At 70.4% G+C, this 16,761-nt stretch carries 15 protein-coding genes, 1 tRNA gene and 1 pseudogene; 10 read left to right on the top strand and 7 right to left on the bottom strand.

Annotated features, from left to right (window positions below):
- Positions 1–20 precede the first annotated feature (20 nt).
- The 7 genes from LMU33_RS32110 to LMU33_RS32080 all read left to right on the top strand — a co-directional run bounded on the left by LMU33_RS32110 (position 21) and on the right by LMU33_RS32080 (position 8,180).
- Positions 21–674 carry an SCO family protein gene (locus LMU33_RS32110; protein ID WP_228624301.1) on the top strand — a complete coding sequence of 218 codons (654 nt, stop codon included), beginning with the start codon at positions 21–23 and terminating at the stop codon, positions 672–674.
- Positions 671–1,162 carry a copper chaperone PCu(A)C gene (locus tag LMU33_RS32105; RefSeq protein WP_228624300.1) on the top strand — a complete coding sequence of 164 codons (492 nt, stop codon included), beginning with the start codon at positions 671–673 and terminating at the stop codon, positions 1,160–1,162. The genes LMU33_RS32110 and LMU33_RS32105 overlap by 4 nt, the downstream gene beginning before the upstream one ends.
- Before the next feature lie 17 nt (positions 1,163–1,179).
- Positions 1,180–3,108, top strand: coding sequence for a copper resistance CopC/CopD family protein (locus tag LMU33_RS32100; RefSeq protein ID WP_228624299.1), 1,929 nt, complete (start codon positions 1,180–1,182; stop codon positions 3,106–3,108).
- A gap of 8 nt (positions 3,109–3,116) precedes the next feature.
- Positions 3,117–4,400, top strand: a complete 1,284-nt coding sequence (efeB, locus tag LMU33_RS32095) for an iron uptake transporter deferrochelatase/peroxidase subunit (RefSeq protein WP_228624298.1) — start codon at positions 3,117–3,119, stop codon at positions 4,398–4,400.
- A gap of 148 nt (positions 4,401–4,548) precedes the next feature.
- A complete protein-coding gene (gene pheA / locus LMU33_RS32090) occupies positions 4,549–5,481 on the top strand; it encodes a prephenate dehydratase (protein ID WP_228624297.1) in 933 nt (310 codons plus the stop codon).
- A gap of 624 nt (positions 5,482–6,105) precedes the next feature.
- Positions 6,106–7,383 (top strand): serine--tRNA ligase, encoded by a 1,278-nt coding sequence (gene serS / locus LMU33_RS32085; RefSeq protein ID WP_228624296.1) that lies wholly within the window; start codon positions 6,106–6,108, stop codon positions 7,381–7,383.
- A complete protein-coding gene (locus tag LMU33_RS32080; RefSeq protein WP_228624295.1) occupies positions 7,380–8,180 on the top strand; it encodes an HAD family hydrolase in 801 nt (266 codons plus the stop codon). Before serS ends, LMU33_RS32080 begins: the two co-directional genes overlap by 4 nt.
- Positions 8,181–8,248: 68 nt before the next feature.
- On the opposite strand, the pseudogene LMU33_RS32075 reads toward LMU33_RS32080, so the two are convergent.
- From LMU33_RS32075 to LMU33_RS32045, 7 genes and pseudogenes are all read right to left on the bottom strand, one after another.
- A pseudogene (locus LMU33_RS32075) lies at positions 8,249–8,377 on the bottom strand (pantoate--beta-alanine ligase); the annotation flags it as partial.
- A tRNA-Ser gene (locus tag LMU33_RS32070) sits at positions 8,370–8,457 on the bottom strand. The pseudogene LMU33_RS32075 and the gene LMU33_RS32070, both read right to left, overlap by 8 nt.
- A gap of 252 nt (positions 8,458–8,709) precedes the next feature.
- Complete coding sequence (locus tag LMU33_RS32065) at positions 8,710–8,961, bottom strand: SGM_3592 family protein (protein WP_228624294.1); 252 nt, start codon at positions 8,959–8,961, stop codon at positions 8,710–8,712.
- A 99-nt stretch (positions 8,962–9,060) separates the two neighbouring features.
- Positions 9,061–9,780: an ABC transporter permease gene (locus LMU33_RS32060; protein ID WP_228624293.1), complete on the bottom strand. Its 720-nt coding sequence runs from the start codon at positions 9,778–9,780 to the stop codon at positions 9,061–9,063.
- Positions 9,781–9,790: 10 nt separating this feature from the next.
- Entirely contained in the window at positions 9,791–10,702 is a 912-nt protein-coding gene (locus tag LMU33_RS32055) for an ABC transporter ATP-binding protein (protein ID WP_228624292.1), read from the bottom strand.
- The gene (locus tag LMU33_RS32050; protein ID WP_228624291.1) at positions 10,699–11,616 is read right to left on the bottom strand and encodes an ABC transporter permease subunit; all 918 of its coding nucleotides are present in this window, start codon (positions 11,614–11,616) and stop codon (positions 10,699–10,701) included. Before LMU33_RS32050 ends, LMU33_RS32055 begins: the two co-directional genes overlap by 4 nt.
- Positions 11,606–12,586 carry an ABC transporter ATP-binding protein gene (locus LMU33_RS32045; protein ID WP_228624406.1) on the bottom strand — a complete coding sequence of 327 codons (981 nt, stop codon included), beginning with the start codon at positions 12,584–12,586 and terminating at the stop codon, positions 11,606–11,608. Before LMU33_RS32045 ends, LMU33_RS32050 begins: the two co-directional genes overlap by 11 nt.
- 267 nt (positions 12,587–12,853) lie before the next feature.
- On the opposite strand from LMU33_RS32045, the gene LMU33_RS32040 reads away from it, so the two are divergent.
- The 3 genes from LMU33_RS32040 to LMU33_RS32030 all read left to right on the top strand — a co-directional run bounded on the left by LMU33_RS32040 (position 12,854) and on the right by LMU33_RS32030 (position 16,663).
- Complete coding sequence (locus LMU33_RS32040; protein WP_228624290.1) at positions 12,854–13,696, top strand: M24 family metallopeptidase; 843 nt, start codon at positions 12,854–12,856, stop codon at positions 13,694–13,696.
- A 32-nt stretch (positions 13,697–13,728) separates the two neighbouring features.
- Positions 13,729–15,483, top strand: a complete 1,755-nt coding sequence (locus LMU33_RS32035; RefSeq protein ID WP_228624405.1) for an SDR family oxidoreductase — start codon at positions 13,729–13,731, stop codon at positions 15,481–15,483.
- Between the two features lie 631 nt (positions 15,484–16,114).
- On the top strand, positions 16,115–16,663 hold the full coding sequence (locus LMU33_RS32030) for an RNA 2'-phosphotransferase (protein ID WP_228624289.1): 549 nt from the start codon (positions 16,115–16,117) through the stop codon (positions 16,661–16,663).
- The last annotated feature ends 98 nt before the right edge of the window (positions 16,664–16,761 follow it).

The raw sequence follows: 16,761 nt of genomic DNA, 5'->3' as shown, positions 1-16,761 counted from the left end.
CACATCTGGGACATTTTTCTATGCGCAAGAAGACGTTCGCCGCGGCCGCGCTGCTCGCCGCCGCCACCCTGACCCTCTCCGCCTGCGGCAGCGGGAACGACGGCAAGTCGCCGGTCTCCGTGGTCTCGGAGGAGTCCGACTCGGGCAAGGCCGGCACGGTCCTCGACCAGCCCTTCGAGAAGCCGGACCTGGTCCTCACCGACACGCACGGCAAGAAGTACGACCTCCGCCAGGAGACCAAGGGCCGTCCGACCCTGCTGTACTTCGGCTACACCCACTGCCCCGACATCTGCCCGACGACGATGAGCAACATCGCCGTCGCCAAGAAGGCGCTGCCCAGGGCCGAGCAGAACGACCTGCGGGTCGTGTTCGTCACCACCGACCCCGGCCGCGACACCCCGGCCGGGCTGGGCAAGTGGCTCAAGGGCATCGACCCGCAGTTCATCGGCCTGACCGGGGACTTCGCCACCATCCAGGCCGGTGCCCGCTCGGTCGGCATCTCCGTGGAGCCGACGACGAAGGACAAGAACGGCAAGCTCGTCTCCGTCCACGGCACCCAGGTCATCGCCTTCTCCCCGAAGACGAACGGCGGTTACGTCCTCTACGGCGAGGACACCACCGTCGACGACTACACCAAGGACCTGCCCAAGCTCGTCAAGGGGGCGAACCCGTGAGGCGCCGTTCTGTCCTCGGCACCGCGGCCGCCGCGCTCGCCGGCGCCCTGACCCTCGCGGGCTGCTCGGGCTCGGGCTCGGGCTCCGGCTCGGACTCCGATCCCGGGTCCTCGAAGGCCGAACTGTCGGTGAGCGGGCCGTACATACCGCAGCCGGTCTCCGCCGACATGGCCGCCGGCTTTCTGACGATCACCAACAAGGGAGGCGCCGAGGACGCGCTGACCTCGGTGACCAGTGACGTCGCCGGCCAGATCACCATGCACAGCACCGTGGGCGGCGCCATGCAGGAGAAGAGCTCCTTCGCCATACCCGCCCACGGTCAACTCGTGTTCAAAAGCGGTGGCAACCATCTGATGTTCGAGAAGCTGAAGCACAAGCCGGAGCAGGGCCAGACGGTCACCGTGAAGCTCACCTTCGCCGAGTCCGGGCCCCTCACCGTCGAGATGCCGGTGAAGTCCGCCACGTACAACCCGTCGACCGGCCACTGAGGGAGGGACCGACCACCGTGACGCTGACCATCACCCCCACGGGACACCGGGGCAGCCTGCGCATCCTGGTGCTGCTGCTCCTCGCCGTCCTGGGCGCACTGCTCGCGGGTGCCGGACCGGCCTCCGCGCACGCGGCGCTGACCGGCAGCGACCCCGCACAGGGGGTGGTGGTCAAGCAGGCACCCGCCCAGGTGTCGCTCACCTTCTCCGAGAAGGTGGCGATGAACGACGACTCCCTGCGCGTCCTCGACCCCCGGGGCAAGCCGGTCCAGACCGGCACACCGGCCAACCTGAGCGGGACGACGTACGCCGTGAAGCTCAGGAGCGGCCTGGGTGACGGCACCTACACGGTGACCTACCAGGTCGTCTCGGCCGACAGCCACCCCGTCTCCGGCGCCTACACCTTCTCCATCGGGGCGCCCTCGCAGACCGTGGTCTCCGGCACGGGGCCGGTCGCGGGCGGCGGCGCCGTGGGCGGGCTCTACGCGTTCGGGCGGTACGCGTCGTACGCCGGGTTCATCGTCCTCGCCGGCGGCGCGGCCTTCGTGCTCGCCTGCTGGCAGCGCGGCGCGGGCGTACGGGCCCTGCAGCGGCTGGTGGTCGGCGGCTGGCTCACGCTCACCGCGGCCACCCTGTGGCTGCTGCTCCTGCGCGGCTCGTACACCACCTCCGGGAAGTTCGCCGACGTCTTCGACCTCGGACTGCTGGGCCAGGTGCTGCAGACCAAGACCGGCGCAGCGCTGGTCTCCCGGCTGCTGCTGCTCGCCGCCGCCGCGCTGTTCATCGCCGTCCTCTTCGGCGCCTTCACCAAGCGCGAGGAGGGCCCGGACAAGCGCGATCTGACCTTCGGGCTCGCCATCGGCGGCGTGGTCGTCGCGGCGGGCCTCGCGAGCAGCTGGGCCATGGCCGAGCACGCCTCGGTGGGGCTCCAGCCGGGCATCGCCATGCCCGTCGACGTCGTCCATCTGCTCGCCGTCGCCGCCTGGCTGGGCGGGCTCACCGCCCTGCTGGTCGCCCTGTACCGGGCGCCCGCCGGGACACCGGTGGAGTCCGCCGCCGTCCGCCGCTTCTCCCGGCTGGCCTTCGGCTCCGTCGTCGTGCTCATCGCCACCGGTGTCTACCAGTCCTGGCGGCAACTGGGCGCCTGGTCGGCGTTCACCGACACCCGCTACGGGCAGTTGCTGCTGGTCAAGATCGGGCTGGTGGCGCTGCTGGTCGGCATCGCCTCGATCTCGCGGCGGTGGACGGGGCGGCTCGCCGACAACGCCGACGACACCGCCGTTGTCGACATCGACGGGGAAGCCGAGAAGGAGCGCGTCACCGCGGCGAAGGCGGCCGGGAAGAACACCGGCTCCGCTGACTCCCGGCGCGCCGCCCAGCTCGCCCGGCAGCGGGCCGCGATGGACGCCGCCCGGCAGAAGCGGCTGCGGGACGGCGACGCGAACCGCTTCGGTCTGCGCCGTACGGTGCTCGCCGAGGCCGGTGTCGCGGTCGTACTGCTCGCCGTCACCACCTGGCTGACCCAGACCGAGCCGGGCCGCACCGAACTCGACGCCAAGGCCGCCTCCTCGTCGTCCTCCGGTGCGGCCACAGCGCCTTCGAACGGCGCGCTGACCCTGGACATGCCCTTCGACACCGGCGGCGCCGACGGCAAGGGTGTCGTCAGCATCGACCTCGACCCCGCCCGCGTGGGCGGCAACGAGATGCATGTCTACGTCCAGCGGCCCAACGGCCGGGCCTTCGACGTCCCCGAGGTGAAGGTCGCCTTCACCCTCGAGGCGAAGAAGATCGGCCCGCTCCCCGTGACCCCCGACCACATCACCACCGGCCACTGGTCGGCGAGCGGAGTGCAGATCCCCATGGCGGGCGACTGGAAGATCGCCGTCACCGTGCGGACCTCCGACATCGACCAGGTGACCGTCTCCAAGAACGCGCAGATCGGCTGAACGACACCATGCCCGACCAGTCCGTCCCTCAGGCCCGTACGCCCGAGTCCTCCGCGCAGGACGCCACGTCCCGCGACGGCGTGGGCCTCTCCCGGCGCGCCCTGCTCGGCACCGCGGGCGCCACCGGGCTCGTGCTCGGCGCGGCCGGCGGGGCCGTGGGCTATGCCGCCGCGCCCGCTCCGGCCACCCCGCTGACGTCGGTGGGCTCCGACCGGGCGATGTTTCACGGGAAACATCAGCCCGGCATCACCGAGGGCCTCCAGGCGCGCGGCCACCTCGCCGCCTTCGACCTGGCGGCGGGCGCCGGACGCAAGGAGGCCGCGGCCCTGCTGCGCCGCTGGTCCACGACGGCCGAGCGGCTCATGGCGGGCGAGGCCGCGCCGCACGACGACACCGATGTGGCCCGCGACGCCGGGCCCTCCACGCTGACGATCACCTTCGGCTTCGGGCACTCCTTCTTCGGCAGGACCGGCCTGGACAAGCAGCGGCCGGCCGCGCTGGACCCGCTGCCGGACTTCTCCTCCGACCACCTCGACAAGGCACGCAGCGACGGCGACCTGTGGGTGCAGATCGGTGCGAACGACGCCCTGGTCGCCTTCCACGCCCTGCGCGCGATCCAGAAGGACGCGGGCGGCGCGGCCCGGCTGCGCTGGCAGATGAACGGCTTCAACCGCACGCCGGGCGCCACCGCACACCCCATGACCGCCCGCAACCTCATGGGCCAGCTGGACGGCACCCGCAATCCGAAGCCGGCCGACTCCGACTTCGACCGGCGGATCTTCGTGCCCGCCTCGGGCGAACCGGCCTGGATGGCGAACGGCTCGTACGCCGTCGTACGCCGCATCCGCATGCTCCTCGACGACTGGGAGAAGCTGTCGGTGCCGGCCCAGGAGGCGGTCATCGGGCGCCGGAAGTCCAACGGGGCGCCGCTGTCCGGGGGCGACGAGACGACCCCCATGGACCTGGAGAAGACCGACGCCAAGGGCGAGTACGTCGTCCCCCTCAACGCGCACGCCCGGATCACCCGGCCCGACAAGAACGGCGGCGCGGCCATGCTGCGGCGCCCCTTCTCCTACCACGACGGCTTCGACCCGGACGGCACGCCCGACGCCGGTCTGCTCTTCGTCTGCTGGCAGGCCGACCCGCTGCGCGGCTTCGTCCCGGTGCAGCGCAAGCTCGACCGGGGCGACGCGCTGTCGCAGTACATCCGGCACGAGGCGAGCGGACTGTTCGCGGTCCCGGGCGGGGCAGCGCAGGGTGAGTACGTGGGGCAGCGGCTGCTGGAGGGCTAGCCCGGAGCCCGACTGGCTACGGAGCTACGGGGTTACGGGGTTACGGGGTTTACCGGTTCTGCTGGGCTTTCCGGCGTCAAACCACCCGGTCGAGTGGCTGTCGTGAGACAGAGGGGACGGCTCGCCGTGGCGCCATTAGGGTGAGGACATGCCAGCGAGCTATGCGTATCTCGGCCCCGAGGGCACCTTCACCGAAGTCGCCCTGCGGACGCTCCCGGAAGCGGCCACCCGGGAGCTCGTCCCCTATGTGTCGGTGCAGTCCGCGCTGGACGCGGTGCGGGCCGGCGAGGCCGAGGCCGCGTTCGTGCCGATCGAGAACTCCGTCGAGGGCGGCATCACCACCACCCTGGACGAGCTGGTCGCGGGCGAACCGCTGATGATCTACCGCGAGGTGCTGCTGTCGATCACCTTCGCGCTGCTGGTCCGGCCCGGCACGGAACTCACGGACATCAAGACGGTCTCCGCCCATCCGGCGGCCCAGCCGCAGGTGCGCAACTGGATGCGCAAGCACCTCCCGGACGCCCACTGGGAGTCGGCCGCCTCCAACGCGGACGCCGCCCGCCTGGTCCAGGAGGGCCGCTACGACGCCGCCTTCGCGGGCGAGTTCGCCGCCGCCCGGTACGGCCTCGAGGCCCTGGAGACCGGCATCCACGACGCGGAGAACGCGCAGACCCGGTTCGTCCTGGTCGGTCGCCCGGCCCGGCCCGCCGCGCCGACCGGCGCCGACAAGACCTCGGTGGTGCTGTGGCAGCGTGACGACCACCCCGGTGCGCTGCGGGACCTGCTCGGCGAGTTCGCCTCGCGCGGCATCAACCTCATGCTGCTGCAGTCCCGGCCGACCGGCGCCGGCATCGGCAACTACTGCTTCTGCATCGACGCCGAGGGCCATATCTCCGACCGGCGGATGGCGGAGGCGCTGATGGGTCTGAAGCGGATCTGTCTGCAGGTGCGTTTCCTCGGCTCCTATCCACGTGCGGACATCCGGCCCGACGAGGCTCCGGGGACCCGGCCGGGGACGTCGGACGAGGAGTTCGTGGCGGCGGCGGACTGGGTGGCGCGCTGCCAGGACGGCCGGTTCTGAGGCGGCCGTAGACTACTTCCGGCCAGTACTACCTGCATATCTTCGTTATCCACAGAAGTTATCCACAGGTCAGCTTCTCGACCTGGGGACAAGTCGACAAGGGTGCGTGAGTCGGTCGACAAATCTCCCCTCGCGTCCCCGATGCGGCCACCATCCCACACCTCACCCTTCGTCCACTCGTTTCCGTTGATTCATCTTTTGGAGCGACCCCTTTCCACTCAAAAGTGGGTGTGACATGCGTATGCCCTGGGAATTCCTGAGTGCGTCACGATGATCCGGAGTGATCAATTCCGAAATCCACAGACCTTCCACACAGCCTGTGGATAACTCTTGGGAGGGTGTGGATTCCTGTGGACAGCGGCCTCACGAAGTCCCGGCCTCCACAAGGGAATCCGGTCAACGCGGCGCCTGGACCTGCCCCGTCCCAGGGAGTGAGACACTCTTCCTTGACGGCTTGTTCTGGCACGTCACGACGCATTCCGACGCTTTCTGACGTGTTTGGATATGTTCCGATACGTTACGCAATGCGTGCATAACGGAACGTAAGCGACAAAGGGTGGCGAATCCGAACTCGGTGGAATAGGGATTCGTGAGCGACAAGCCCGCACCGGTAGCCTTGGCCTCGTGATTGACCTTCGCCTGCTCCGTGAGGACCCCGACCGTGCGCGCGCGTCCCAGCGTGCCCGTGGAGAGGACGTCGCGCTCGTCGACTCCCTCCTGTCTGCCGACGAGCGGCGCAGGTCCTCCGGCGTCCGCTTCGACGAGCTGCGCGCCGAGCAGAAGCAGCTCGGCAAGCTCATCCCCAAGGCCACCGGCGACGAGAAGGCCGAGCTGCTGAAGCGGGCGAGCCAGCTCGCCGCCGACGTCAAGGCCGCCGATGCCGAGCGCGACGCGGCCGACGCCGAGACCCAGGAGCTGCTGCTCCGGCTCGGCAACCTCGTCCACCCCGACGTGCCCGTCGGTGGCGAGGAGGACTTCGTCACGCTGGAGACGCACGGCACGATCCGTGACTTCGGCGCCGAGGGCTTCGCTCCCAAGGACCACCTGGAGCTCGGCCAGCTGCTCGGCGCCATCGACGTCGAGCGCGGCGCCAAGGTCTCCGGCTCCCGCTTCTACTTCCTCACCGGTGTCGGCGCCCTGCTCGAGCTGGCCCTGGTGAACGCGGCGATGGCGCAGGCCACCGCGGCCGGCTTCACGCCGATGCTCACCCCGGCGCTGGTGCGCCCGCAGTCCATGGCGGGCACCGGCTTCCTCGGCCAGGCGGCCCAGGACGTCTACCACCTCGACAAGGACGACCTGTACCTGGTCGGCACCTCCGAGGTCCCGCTGGCCGCGTACCACATGGACGAGATCATCGACGCCGACAAGCTGCCGCTGCGGTACGCGGGCTTCTCGCCCTGCTTCCGCCGCGAGGCCGGCTCGCACGGCAAGGACACCCGGGGCATCTTCCGGGTGCACCAGTTCGACAAGGTCGAGATGTTCTCGTACGTCGCCCCCGAGGACTCCCAGGCCGAGCACCAGCGGCTGCTGGAGTGGGAGAAGCAGTGGCTGACCTCGCTCGAGCTGCCCTTCCGCGTCATCGACGTCGCCTCCGGTGACCTCGGTGCCTCGGCCGCCCGCAAGTTCGACTGCGAGGCCTGGATCCCGACCCAGGGCAAGTACCGCGAGCTGACCTCGACCTCGGACTGCACCGAGTTCCAGTCCCGCCGCCTGTCGATCCGCGTCCGCGACGGCAAGCAGGTCAAGCCGCTCGCCACCCTCAACGGCACGCTGTGCGCCGTACCGCGCACGATCGTGGCGATCCTGGAGAACCACCAGCAGGCCGACGGCTCCGTCCGGGTCCCCGAGGTGCTGCGCCCGTACCTGGGCGGCCGGGAGGTCCTGGAGCCGGTCGCCAAGTGACGGGCTTCCCCTACCGGCTGATCGCGACCGACCTCGACGGAACGCTCCTGCGCTCCGACGAGTCGGTCTCGCAGCGCACCCGAGACGCGCTCGCCGCGGCCACCGCGACGGGCGCGGCCCACATCGTCGTCACCGGCCGCGCGGTCCCGTGGACCCGGCACATCCTGGACGACCTCGGCTACGAGGGCCTCGCCGTCTGCGGCCAGGGCGCGCAGGTCTACGACGCCGGGGCGCACCGCCTGCTGACCTCGGTCACCCTGGACCGGCAGCTGGCGGGTGTGGCGCTGGCCAAGATCGAGGCCGAGGTGGGTCCGCTGTACCTGGCGGCCAGCCGGGACGGCCTCGACGGCGAGGTGCTGGTCGGTCCGGGCTACGCGGTCACCGGCAAGCTCCCGGCGACCCCCTTCACGGACGCGTCCGACCTCTGGACGGCTCCGCTCAACAAGATCTACATACAGCATCCGACGATGGGCGACGACGAGCTGGCGGACGCCGCCCGGCAGGCCGCCGGAGGCTTCGTCACCGTGGCCATGGCGGGCGAGGGCATCGTGGAGCTGTTGCCACTGGGCCTGTCCAAGGCCACGGGCCTCTCCCTGGCAGCCCGCCGCCTGGGCCTGAAGGCCGCGGACACGATCGCCTTCGGCGACATGCCCAACGACATCCCGATGTTCGCCTGGGCGTCGCGGGGCGTGGCCATGGCCAACGCCCACGAGGAACTCCGCGCGGTGGCCGACGAGGTGACCTCCTCCAACGAGGAGGACGGCATCGCGGTGGTGCTGGAGCGACTGCTGGCTTAGCGGCTGGTTCCCGCCGGAGACCGCGGTGCCGTCGCCTTCCGCGGCACCACCACTGCGGGCAGCTGCTCCACGACGACCTCGCCATCCGGGCCGGCGATCTCGCGCGCGGTGCGGATCAGGGTGGCGTGACCGTCGTGCAGGGCACCCACCCGGCTGACAACCCGACCAGGTCCCAGTGAAAACGTCTCGCGGAGGATGCACGGATCGAACGTGCGCGGGCTTTCCAGACCCGACCACGGTTTAGCAAACCGGTGCCTTACCACTCGGCCAATCCTCCGGGTGGGCGGCCCACGCGAGAGCGACATCGCGTGCTCGAAGCGGCCGCCCCGGGCAGCCCCTCGGGCTCTACGGCGGGGTAACTACACCGGAGCCGGCCTCGGGCTGCCCTGTCGGGAGCTGGACGTACTGCCGTGCATGGACATCGTCCACCTCCACTCCCGGTACACGACGCCGGGACGATCCCGGCGGATGGGGCACAGCCACTGTGCCTCACCGCCGAGTTGGGTGCCACCGAATAAAGGACGCGCGGCTACCGCCGACGCCACCTGCGTCTGCGCGCCTTGCTGAAGAACCAGCCGGCCGGCGCCTCGTCCGAGCGCCAGGGCTGCGGCTCGGGGGCTTCGGCGCGCCAGCGGGCGGCGAGCATGCGGGCCCGGGCGGACGGCTCGGAGGTCTCGGCACCCCGTATGAAGTCCTCGTCCAGGACCAGGCCGTCCCAGACGTCTGCCCCGGCGCCCTCGGTCCGCCCCCGCCCGTCGTCGCTCGGCGTCTCCTCTGCCATCACCGGCCTCCTAGCCGTACATCCGGTTTTGTCCAGTCTGCCCGGACCGAGGTGAAGTCGCCGTCAAGGCCGCCGGAGCCGGGCCGGGCCCCGCTGCGCCTACTCCTCGCCCGCCAGCTTCAGCGTCCGCAGCTTCTGCCCGGCGTACCAGGTGGCCAGCACGGTCACCGCCACCAGCAGCACGGTGGCCGTCGGCAGGCTCACGTCCGAGGTCACCAGGTCACCACCGACGACCTTGTGGGCGACGGCCAGCGACCACTGCTGGACGCTGAGGGTGCGCGCGCCGGGCACCAGCGAGCCGAACAGCGCCTCCCAGACCAGCGCGTAGACGAGCCCGAAGACCACGGCGTGCCGGGAGACCGTGCCGAGCAGCAGGAACAGCGCCGAGTAGGCGATGGAGGACACCAGCGCGGCGATCATGTAGGCGACGGCGACCTGCTGGCCGTTGCCGTTGAGGATCAGGCCCGCGATCAGGGTGGGCACCGCCGAGAAGACCATGGTCACGGCGATGGCGACGATCAGCTTGGTGAAGATGATCGCCGGCCGCTTCAGCGGCTTGGACAGCAGATAGACGACGGAGCCGTCGTCGATCTCCGGTCCGATCGCGCCCGTGCCCGCGATGACGCCGATGATCGGCACCATCGTGGCGATCGCGAAGCCGCCGAGCACGTCGGAGGCGGTCTGGTCGTCGGCTCCGGTCAGGCCGCGCACGGCCACGGAGATGATGATCAGCAGCAGCGGCAGTGCGCCGAGGATGAGGGCCCGGCGGCGGCCGAGCAGGGCTCGGTAGGTGAGCCGGGCGACGGTGGGGTCGTACATCTTCGGCCTCCTACGCCGCGACCAGATACGAGAAGACGGACTCCAGGGACTCGTCGGACGGCGAGACCGTGAGGAGCCGGATGCCGTGGTCCCGGGCGACCCTCGGCAGCAGGGCGGTGAAGCGGCCGAAGTCGACGGCCTGGATGCGCAGCGCGCCCTCGGTCAGGTCGACCTCGATGCCGGCCGTCGACGGGTCGGCGATCAGCGCGGCCGCGAGGGTGCGGTCGTCGCTCGAGCGGACCAGATAGCGGTGCGGGCGGTCGGTCATCAGCCGGCGGATCTTGCGGAAGTCGCCGCTGGCCGCGTGCCTGCCCGCGACGACGACCTCGATGTGCCGGGCGAGTTGCTCGACCTCTTCGAGGATGTGCGAGGAGAACAGCACCGTGCGGCCCTCGTCGCCCATCTTCCGCAACAGGTCCATCAGTTGCATGCGCTGGCGCGGGTCCATGCCGTTGAACGGCTCGTCCAGCAGCAGCAGCGACGGGTCGTGGACCAGGGCGCTGGCCATCTTCACGCGCTGCCGCATGCCCTTGGAGTACGTGGAGATCTTCCGGTCCTGCGCGTACTCCATCTCGACCGTGGCGAGCGCCCGTTGGGCCGCCTTCTCGCCGAGGCCGTGCAGCTCGGCGTTGGCGACGACGAACTCGCGGCCGGTGAGGAAGTCGTACATCGCCTCCCGCTCGGGGACGATGCCGATGTGCCGGTAGATCTGCTCGTTGCGCCACACCGGCTGTCCGTCGAGGGTGACCGTGCCGGTGGAGGGGGCGAGGAAGCCGCCCATCATGTTGATCAGGGTGGACTTTCCGGCGCCGTTGGGGCCGAGCAGGCCGGTGACGCCGGGGCCGATGGTCATGGTGATGTCGTTGACGGCGACCACGTTGCCGAACCAACGCGAGACGTGGTCGATGCTGAGCGTGGTCACAGTCCCACCTTCTTGTAGCGGCGGATCAGCAGGCCGTAGCTGCCGGCGATCAGGGCGAGCACGACCAGGACGTAGACCACGCCCTGCCCGGCCGACGGGTCGACCGCGCCGGGGTTGCGGGCGGTCGCGCCCAGGAAGGCCGACTGGACTCCGTCGATGAGCGTGATGGGCGAGAACAGGCCGATCCAGGGGATGGCGGAGGTGTGGTTCTGCACATTGGCGATGGCCTGGAGCGTGCTGACCGCTCCGTAGGAGATGACCATCACCGCGATCACGGCGGCGATGCCGAAGCCGCGGCGCGGGGTGACGGCGGCGATGACCAGGCCGATGCCGGCGAAGAGCAGGGAGAGCAGGGCCACGGAGACCAGTCCCTCGGCGAATTCCTTCGTCTGGTGGGCGAAGCCCAGTTTGGACAGCAGCGCGCCCACGTACATCACGAGCAGGGGAGCGGCGGTCAGGATGAAGATCGCCGAGGCGAGCGAGGCGAACTTGGCGCGTACATAGTCGGCGGTCTCGATGGGCCGCGAGAAGTACAGCGGTACGGTCTTGAAGCGCAGGTCGCGGGAGACGGCCTGGGGTGCCTGCGCGGCGACGTACAGGCTGATCACGGCCTGCAGCATGATCGCGTAGCGGGTGTAGGCCACCGGCAGTTCGTGCGCCTTGGTGGCGACCGCGACGGCCACCATGATGGCCGCGGGCACGCACATCACGGCGAACAGCAGCATCGGCAGCACCTTGGACTTGGCCGAGCGGCCGAGGCCGTAGGCGCCGCGCAGGGACTGCGAGTACAGCGAGCGGCGGGCGTAGGCGCGGCCGAGGCGGGGGCCGTCGTAGCCGCGATAGCCGATGTCGTGGATGCGGGTCTGGTCGCCCGCGGGAGAGGTCAGGGGCTGCAAAGGGCGCTCAACCGCCATGACGGACGGCCTCCTTCCGCTGCTCGTCGCCGCTGTGCTCGGCGCTGCTGGTGAACACCTCGGAGATGTGGTGCCGGCGCTGCTCCATGCGCACCAGGCCCAGGCCGAGGTCGGCGACGACGTCCCGGACCAGGTCGTAGGTCTCCTCGCCCTGGGCGGTCAGCAGCAGGATGTGTCCGGCGCCGGGCAGTCCGGCGCCCTCGTTCTCGGTCTCCACTCCGCGCGCGTGGAGCGCGTCGCGGACCGCGCGGGTTCCGTCGGGGTGGGTGTCGCTGTCGGTGACCTCGATCGCGAGGGTGGTCGTGGTCTGCGTGAAGTCGGTGGTGGAGCTGGAGCGCAGCAGCTTGCCGCCGTCGATGACGACGACGTGGTCGCAGGTGCGCTCCAGTTCACCGAGGAGGTGGGAGGTGACCAGGACCGAGATGCCGAACTCGGTGTGGATGCGGCGGATCAGGCCGAGCATCTCGTCCCGGCCGACCGGGTCGAGGCCGTTGGTCGGCTCGTCCAGGAACACCAGCTTCGGGTCGTGCACCAGCGCCTGGGCGAGCTTGACCCGCTGCTTCATGCCCGTCGAGTAGCCGCCGATGGGGCGGTAGCGCTCCTCGTACAGACCCACGTGGCGCAGGGTGTCCGCGGTGCGTTCGCGCGCGGCGGTGGGCGGCAGGCCGGACATGCGTGCCATGTGGACGACGAACTCGGTGGCCGAGACGTCCGGTGGCAGGCAGTCGTGCTCCGGCATGTAGCCGACGCGCTCGCGGATGGCGCCGCCCTTGGTGGCGACGTCGAGGCCGAGCACCTCGGCGCGGCCCTCCGTGGCGGGGGACAGACCCAGCAGGATCTTGATCAGGGTGGACTTGCCGGCGCCGTTGGCTCCGACGAGTCCGGTCACACCGGGCCCGATGTCCACGGACAGCCGGTCGAGCGCGGTCACCCGGGGGAACCGCTTGCTCAGGCTTTCGGTCGCGATCACAGTCACGCATACGACGGTAGTGATGCGGGCCACGCCGGTCGTCAGACCTCAGAGCCGTCTTCGCGTCAGACCCAAGTATTACGGGGCCCTAGGGGAAGCCACGCCTAAGGGTTACCCCGGGTTCTCCACAGCCTGTCACCCCTCCTATTGACGCGGCCTCTAACAACTGCCACATTCACCAGTGTCAAGTTACGGACGAGTACGGCGGTCCACAGACGAGTCGGCGCATCGACGGGACGAGTCGACGCCGCGACGGGACGGGGCGGCATGACGACGGCAGTGAGCAGCGAACTCCCCGTGGAACTGCGGGGGTTCAGGCGGGTGCAGCGCCTCGCCTACGAGTGCGCGGAGGCGGTCGCGGCGCGGCTGGAGCCGGGCATGACCGAGCGCGAGGCGGCGCGGATGCAGCGGGAGTGGCTGCGCGAGCGCGGGGTGCGGGACTGGTTCCACCTGCCCTTCGCCTGGTTCGGCGACCGCACGGCGTTCGTGAACTTCCGCATACCTCTGCAGTTCTTCCCCACCGACCGCGCCCTGGAGCCGGGCATGCCGTTCATCCTGGACATGGCACCCGTCTGCGAGGGATACACGGCGGACATCGGCTACTCGGGCTCGCTCGGCGTCAACCCGGTGCAGGACCGGCTGATGGCCGACCTGGAAGCCCATCGCGAGCTGATCCTGCACGAGGTGCGCGAACGGCGCCCGCTGCGCGAGATCTACGAGGACGTGGACCGGCTCATGGTCCGCCAGGGCTATGCCAACCGGCATCGCGCGTACCCCTTCGGCGTGATCGCCCACAAGGTGGACCGCGTGAAGCAGCGCCGCTTCTCTCCCCACCTCTTCGGGTTCGGTACGCAGTCCCTGAAGGGCCTGGCCGCCGACGCGCTGCACGGCCACCGCGAGGGCTGGTCCCCGCTGTGGTCGCCGTACCGCTTCTCCGACCATCCTCCGCAGCCGGGCCTGTGGGCGGTCGAACCCCACCTCGGCTTCCGGGGAACGGGCGCCAAGTTCGAGGAGATCCTCGTGGTCACCGACTCGAAGGACCCCGAGCAGAGCGCGTTCTGGCTGGACGACGATCTGCCGCACGTGCGGCGCTGGGCGGAGGAGAAGTGACGGCGGACGTGTCGGGAGGAGCGACGGCGAACGTGGCGCTGAAGGGTGCGCGGGAGCGCCGGGTGGCGACCGGCGGGGTCGAGCTGTGCGTGGCCGAGCTGGGCGATCCGGAGCAGCCCACGGTGGTTCTGGTGCACGGCTACCCGGACAGCAAGGAGGTCTGGTCCGAGGTGGCCGCCCGCCTGGCCGACCGCTTCCACGTGGTCCTGTACGACGTCCGGGGCCACGGCCGTTCGACGGCGCCCCGGCCGCTGCGCGGCGGCTTCACGCTGCCCAAGCTCACCGACGACTTCCTGGCCGTCGTGGACGCGGTGAGCCCGGACCGCCCGGTCCACCTGGTGGGGCACGACTGGGGCTCGGTGCAGTCCTGGGAGTTCGTCACGGTCGGCCGCACCGAGGGCCGTATCGCCTCCTTCACCTCGATCTCCGGCCCGTCCCTGGACCACTTCGGGCACTGGATCAACGCGCGCGTGCGGCGTCCCACGCCCCGCAGGGTGGGCCAGCTCCTCGGCCAGGGCGCCAAGTCCTGGTACGTGTACCTGCTGCACACTCCGGCCCTGCCGGAACTGGCCTGGCGCGGCCCGCTCGGCAAGCGCTGGCCCAAGATCCTCCAGCGGGTGGAGAAGGTCCCGGGGGGCGACTACCCGACCTCGTCCCTGCCCTCCGACGCGGCGCACGGCGCCTGGCTGTACCGGGACAACGTCCGCCCACGGCTGCTCAGGCCGCGCCCGGACGCGTACGCGCACGCGCCCGTGCAGCTCATCACGCCCCAGGGGGACGCGTTCCTTTCGGAGCGCCTGTACGACGACCTGGAGCGGTGGGTGCCGCAACTGACCCGCCGCACGCTCCCGGCCAAGCACTGGGTGCCGCGCACCCGCCCTCATCAACTCGCCTCCTGGATCGAGGAGTTCATCATGTCCGTGGACGGCGGCCGCCCCGAACCGAAGGCCACCGGCCGCCACGCCGACCGGTTCGGCGGCCAGTTGGTCCTGATCACCGGGGCCGGCAGTGGCATCGGCCGGGCCACGGCGTTCGCGTTCGCGGAGGCCGGCGCGCGCGTGGTGGCCGTCGACCGCGACGCAGAGGCCGCCGCCCGCACCGCCGAGCTGTCCCGGCTCACCGGCGCGCCCGAGGCCTGGGCGGAGACGGCCGACGTCTCCGACGAGCAGGCGATGGAGAAGCTCGCGGAGAAGGTGCACCGCGAGTACGGCGTGCTGGACGTGCTGGTCAACAACGCGGGCATCGGGCTGTCGGGCTCTTTCTTCGCCACCACCACCGAAGACTGGCGCAGGGTTCTGGACGTCAACCTCTGGGGCGTGATCCACGGCTGCCGGCTCTTCGGCGCGCGGATGGCCGAGCGCGGCCAGGGCGGCCACATCGTCAACATCGCGTCTGCGGCGGCGTTCCAGCCCTCCCGGGCCCTGCCCGCCTACGGCACCTCCAAGGCCGCGGTGCTGATGCTCTCCGAGTGCCTGCGCGCCGAACTCGCCGGTCAGGGCATCGGGGTGAGCGCGATCTGCCCCGGCATCGTCAACACGAACATCACCTCCACGGCCCGCTTCGCCGGTGTGGACGAGGCGGAGGAGCGCCGCCGCCAGAAGAACTCGGCCCGCCTGTACGGCCTGCGCAACTACCCACCGGAGAAGGTCGCCGAGGCGATCCTGGACGCCGTGGCCCGCAACCGGGCTGTGGTGCCGGTGACACCGGAGGCGCGCGGCGCGCATCTGCTGTCACGGTTCCTGCCCGGGGCGTTGCGGGGACTGGCTCAGGTGGAGCCGAAGGTGTGAGGCGTTCCCCGTCCCGTGCCCTCAAGCGTTGTCCGTGGCCTTTGAGTTGCACGTTGCGGGTGTCCACTGTCCGTGCTCACAGGCCATCTGGGAGAGTTGAGAAGGCAGGCCAGGCAAATCGCCGCGTATTTCCTGGATTTCGCCACCGAAGGTGTCTTCGCCCGCCATGTGGCCGCCCCAGCTCACCGTGCGGTCGCTCGCGCGGCGGAAGCTGCCTCGCAGGTGCCCGGCTGCGCCCTTCGGCCGAGCAGACGGCGCGCGCCGAACTGGCGCCGTCCATAGCGGCGTTGGCCACGAGACCTCTGCGCACACCTGGATGCGCAGAGGCCCGCAGGAGAGTTCTCGGGCACCCGCCACACCGGGACAATCCGCGCCCCAGAAGGAACCGTTGGCCGGGAACGCGTTCTTGAGCTCACCGCACTGTCAGCCGAACCCGAGGTGAAATCACGGACCTTGGACCGCTTGGCCACAGACTCCGTCCGCCACAAGCAACTTCACGAACCATCCCAATCCACAGATCACTTGTCCACAGAGTCGCCAATTCCCCTGTGGATAACACCACTTGCTTGTGGACCAAACCTGCAAACGAAAAGAACCTGCGTGATCCGTGTCTCTCCCGCACCCTGGACACATGGACGAAAGACGCACCGTGAAGGTGTCGAAGTACCTCTCGAAACACCTGCGGCACCAGCCGGAGCGCATCGGGCTCACCCTGGATCAGGGCGGCTGGGTCGAGATCGACACGCTGATCGCCGCGGCCGCCGCCCACGGCTTCCCGTTCACACGCGAGGAACTGGACCACGTGGTGGCCGCCAACGACAAACGTCGCTTCGCGATCGAAGGCAGCCGCATCCGCGCCAGCCAGGGCCACAGCATCGAGGTCGAGCTCGGCCTGCCCCCGGCGACCCCGCCGCCGCACCTCTACCACGGCACCGTGGCCCGCAACCTCGACGCGATCCGGGCGGAGGGCCTCAGGCCCATGAGCCGGCACGACGTCCACCTCTCCGCCGACCGCGAGACCGCCACCCGGGTCGGCGCTCGGCGCGGCCGCCCCGTGGTGCTCACGGTCGACGCCGGAGCCATGCACCGCGACGGCCACGTCTTCCGCGTCAGCGCCAACGGCGTCTGGCTGACCGAGGCCGTCCCCCCGCGCTACCTGCGGTTTCCGGGCCCGCGCTGAAGGTGCCGGCGGACGCCGGGACGGTCCTGCTCAGCGCGTGGCCGAGCAACCGCGTGAGGTGACCGTTTGGTCCCTTGTCAGTCGGTCCGCTTACCCTC

This window comes from Streptomyces barringtoniae (genome assembly GCF_020819595.1).
Taxonomy (GTDB): Bacteria; Actinomycetota; Actinomycetes; order Streptomycetales; family Streptomycetaceae; genus Streptomyces; species Streptomyces barringtoniae.
Note: the sequence above shows the minus strand (reverse complement) of the source record. Positions and strands in the feature narration are given on the sequence as shown.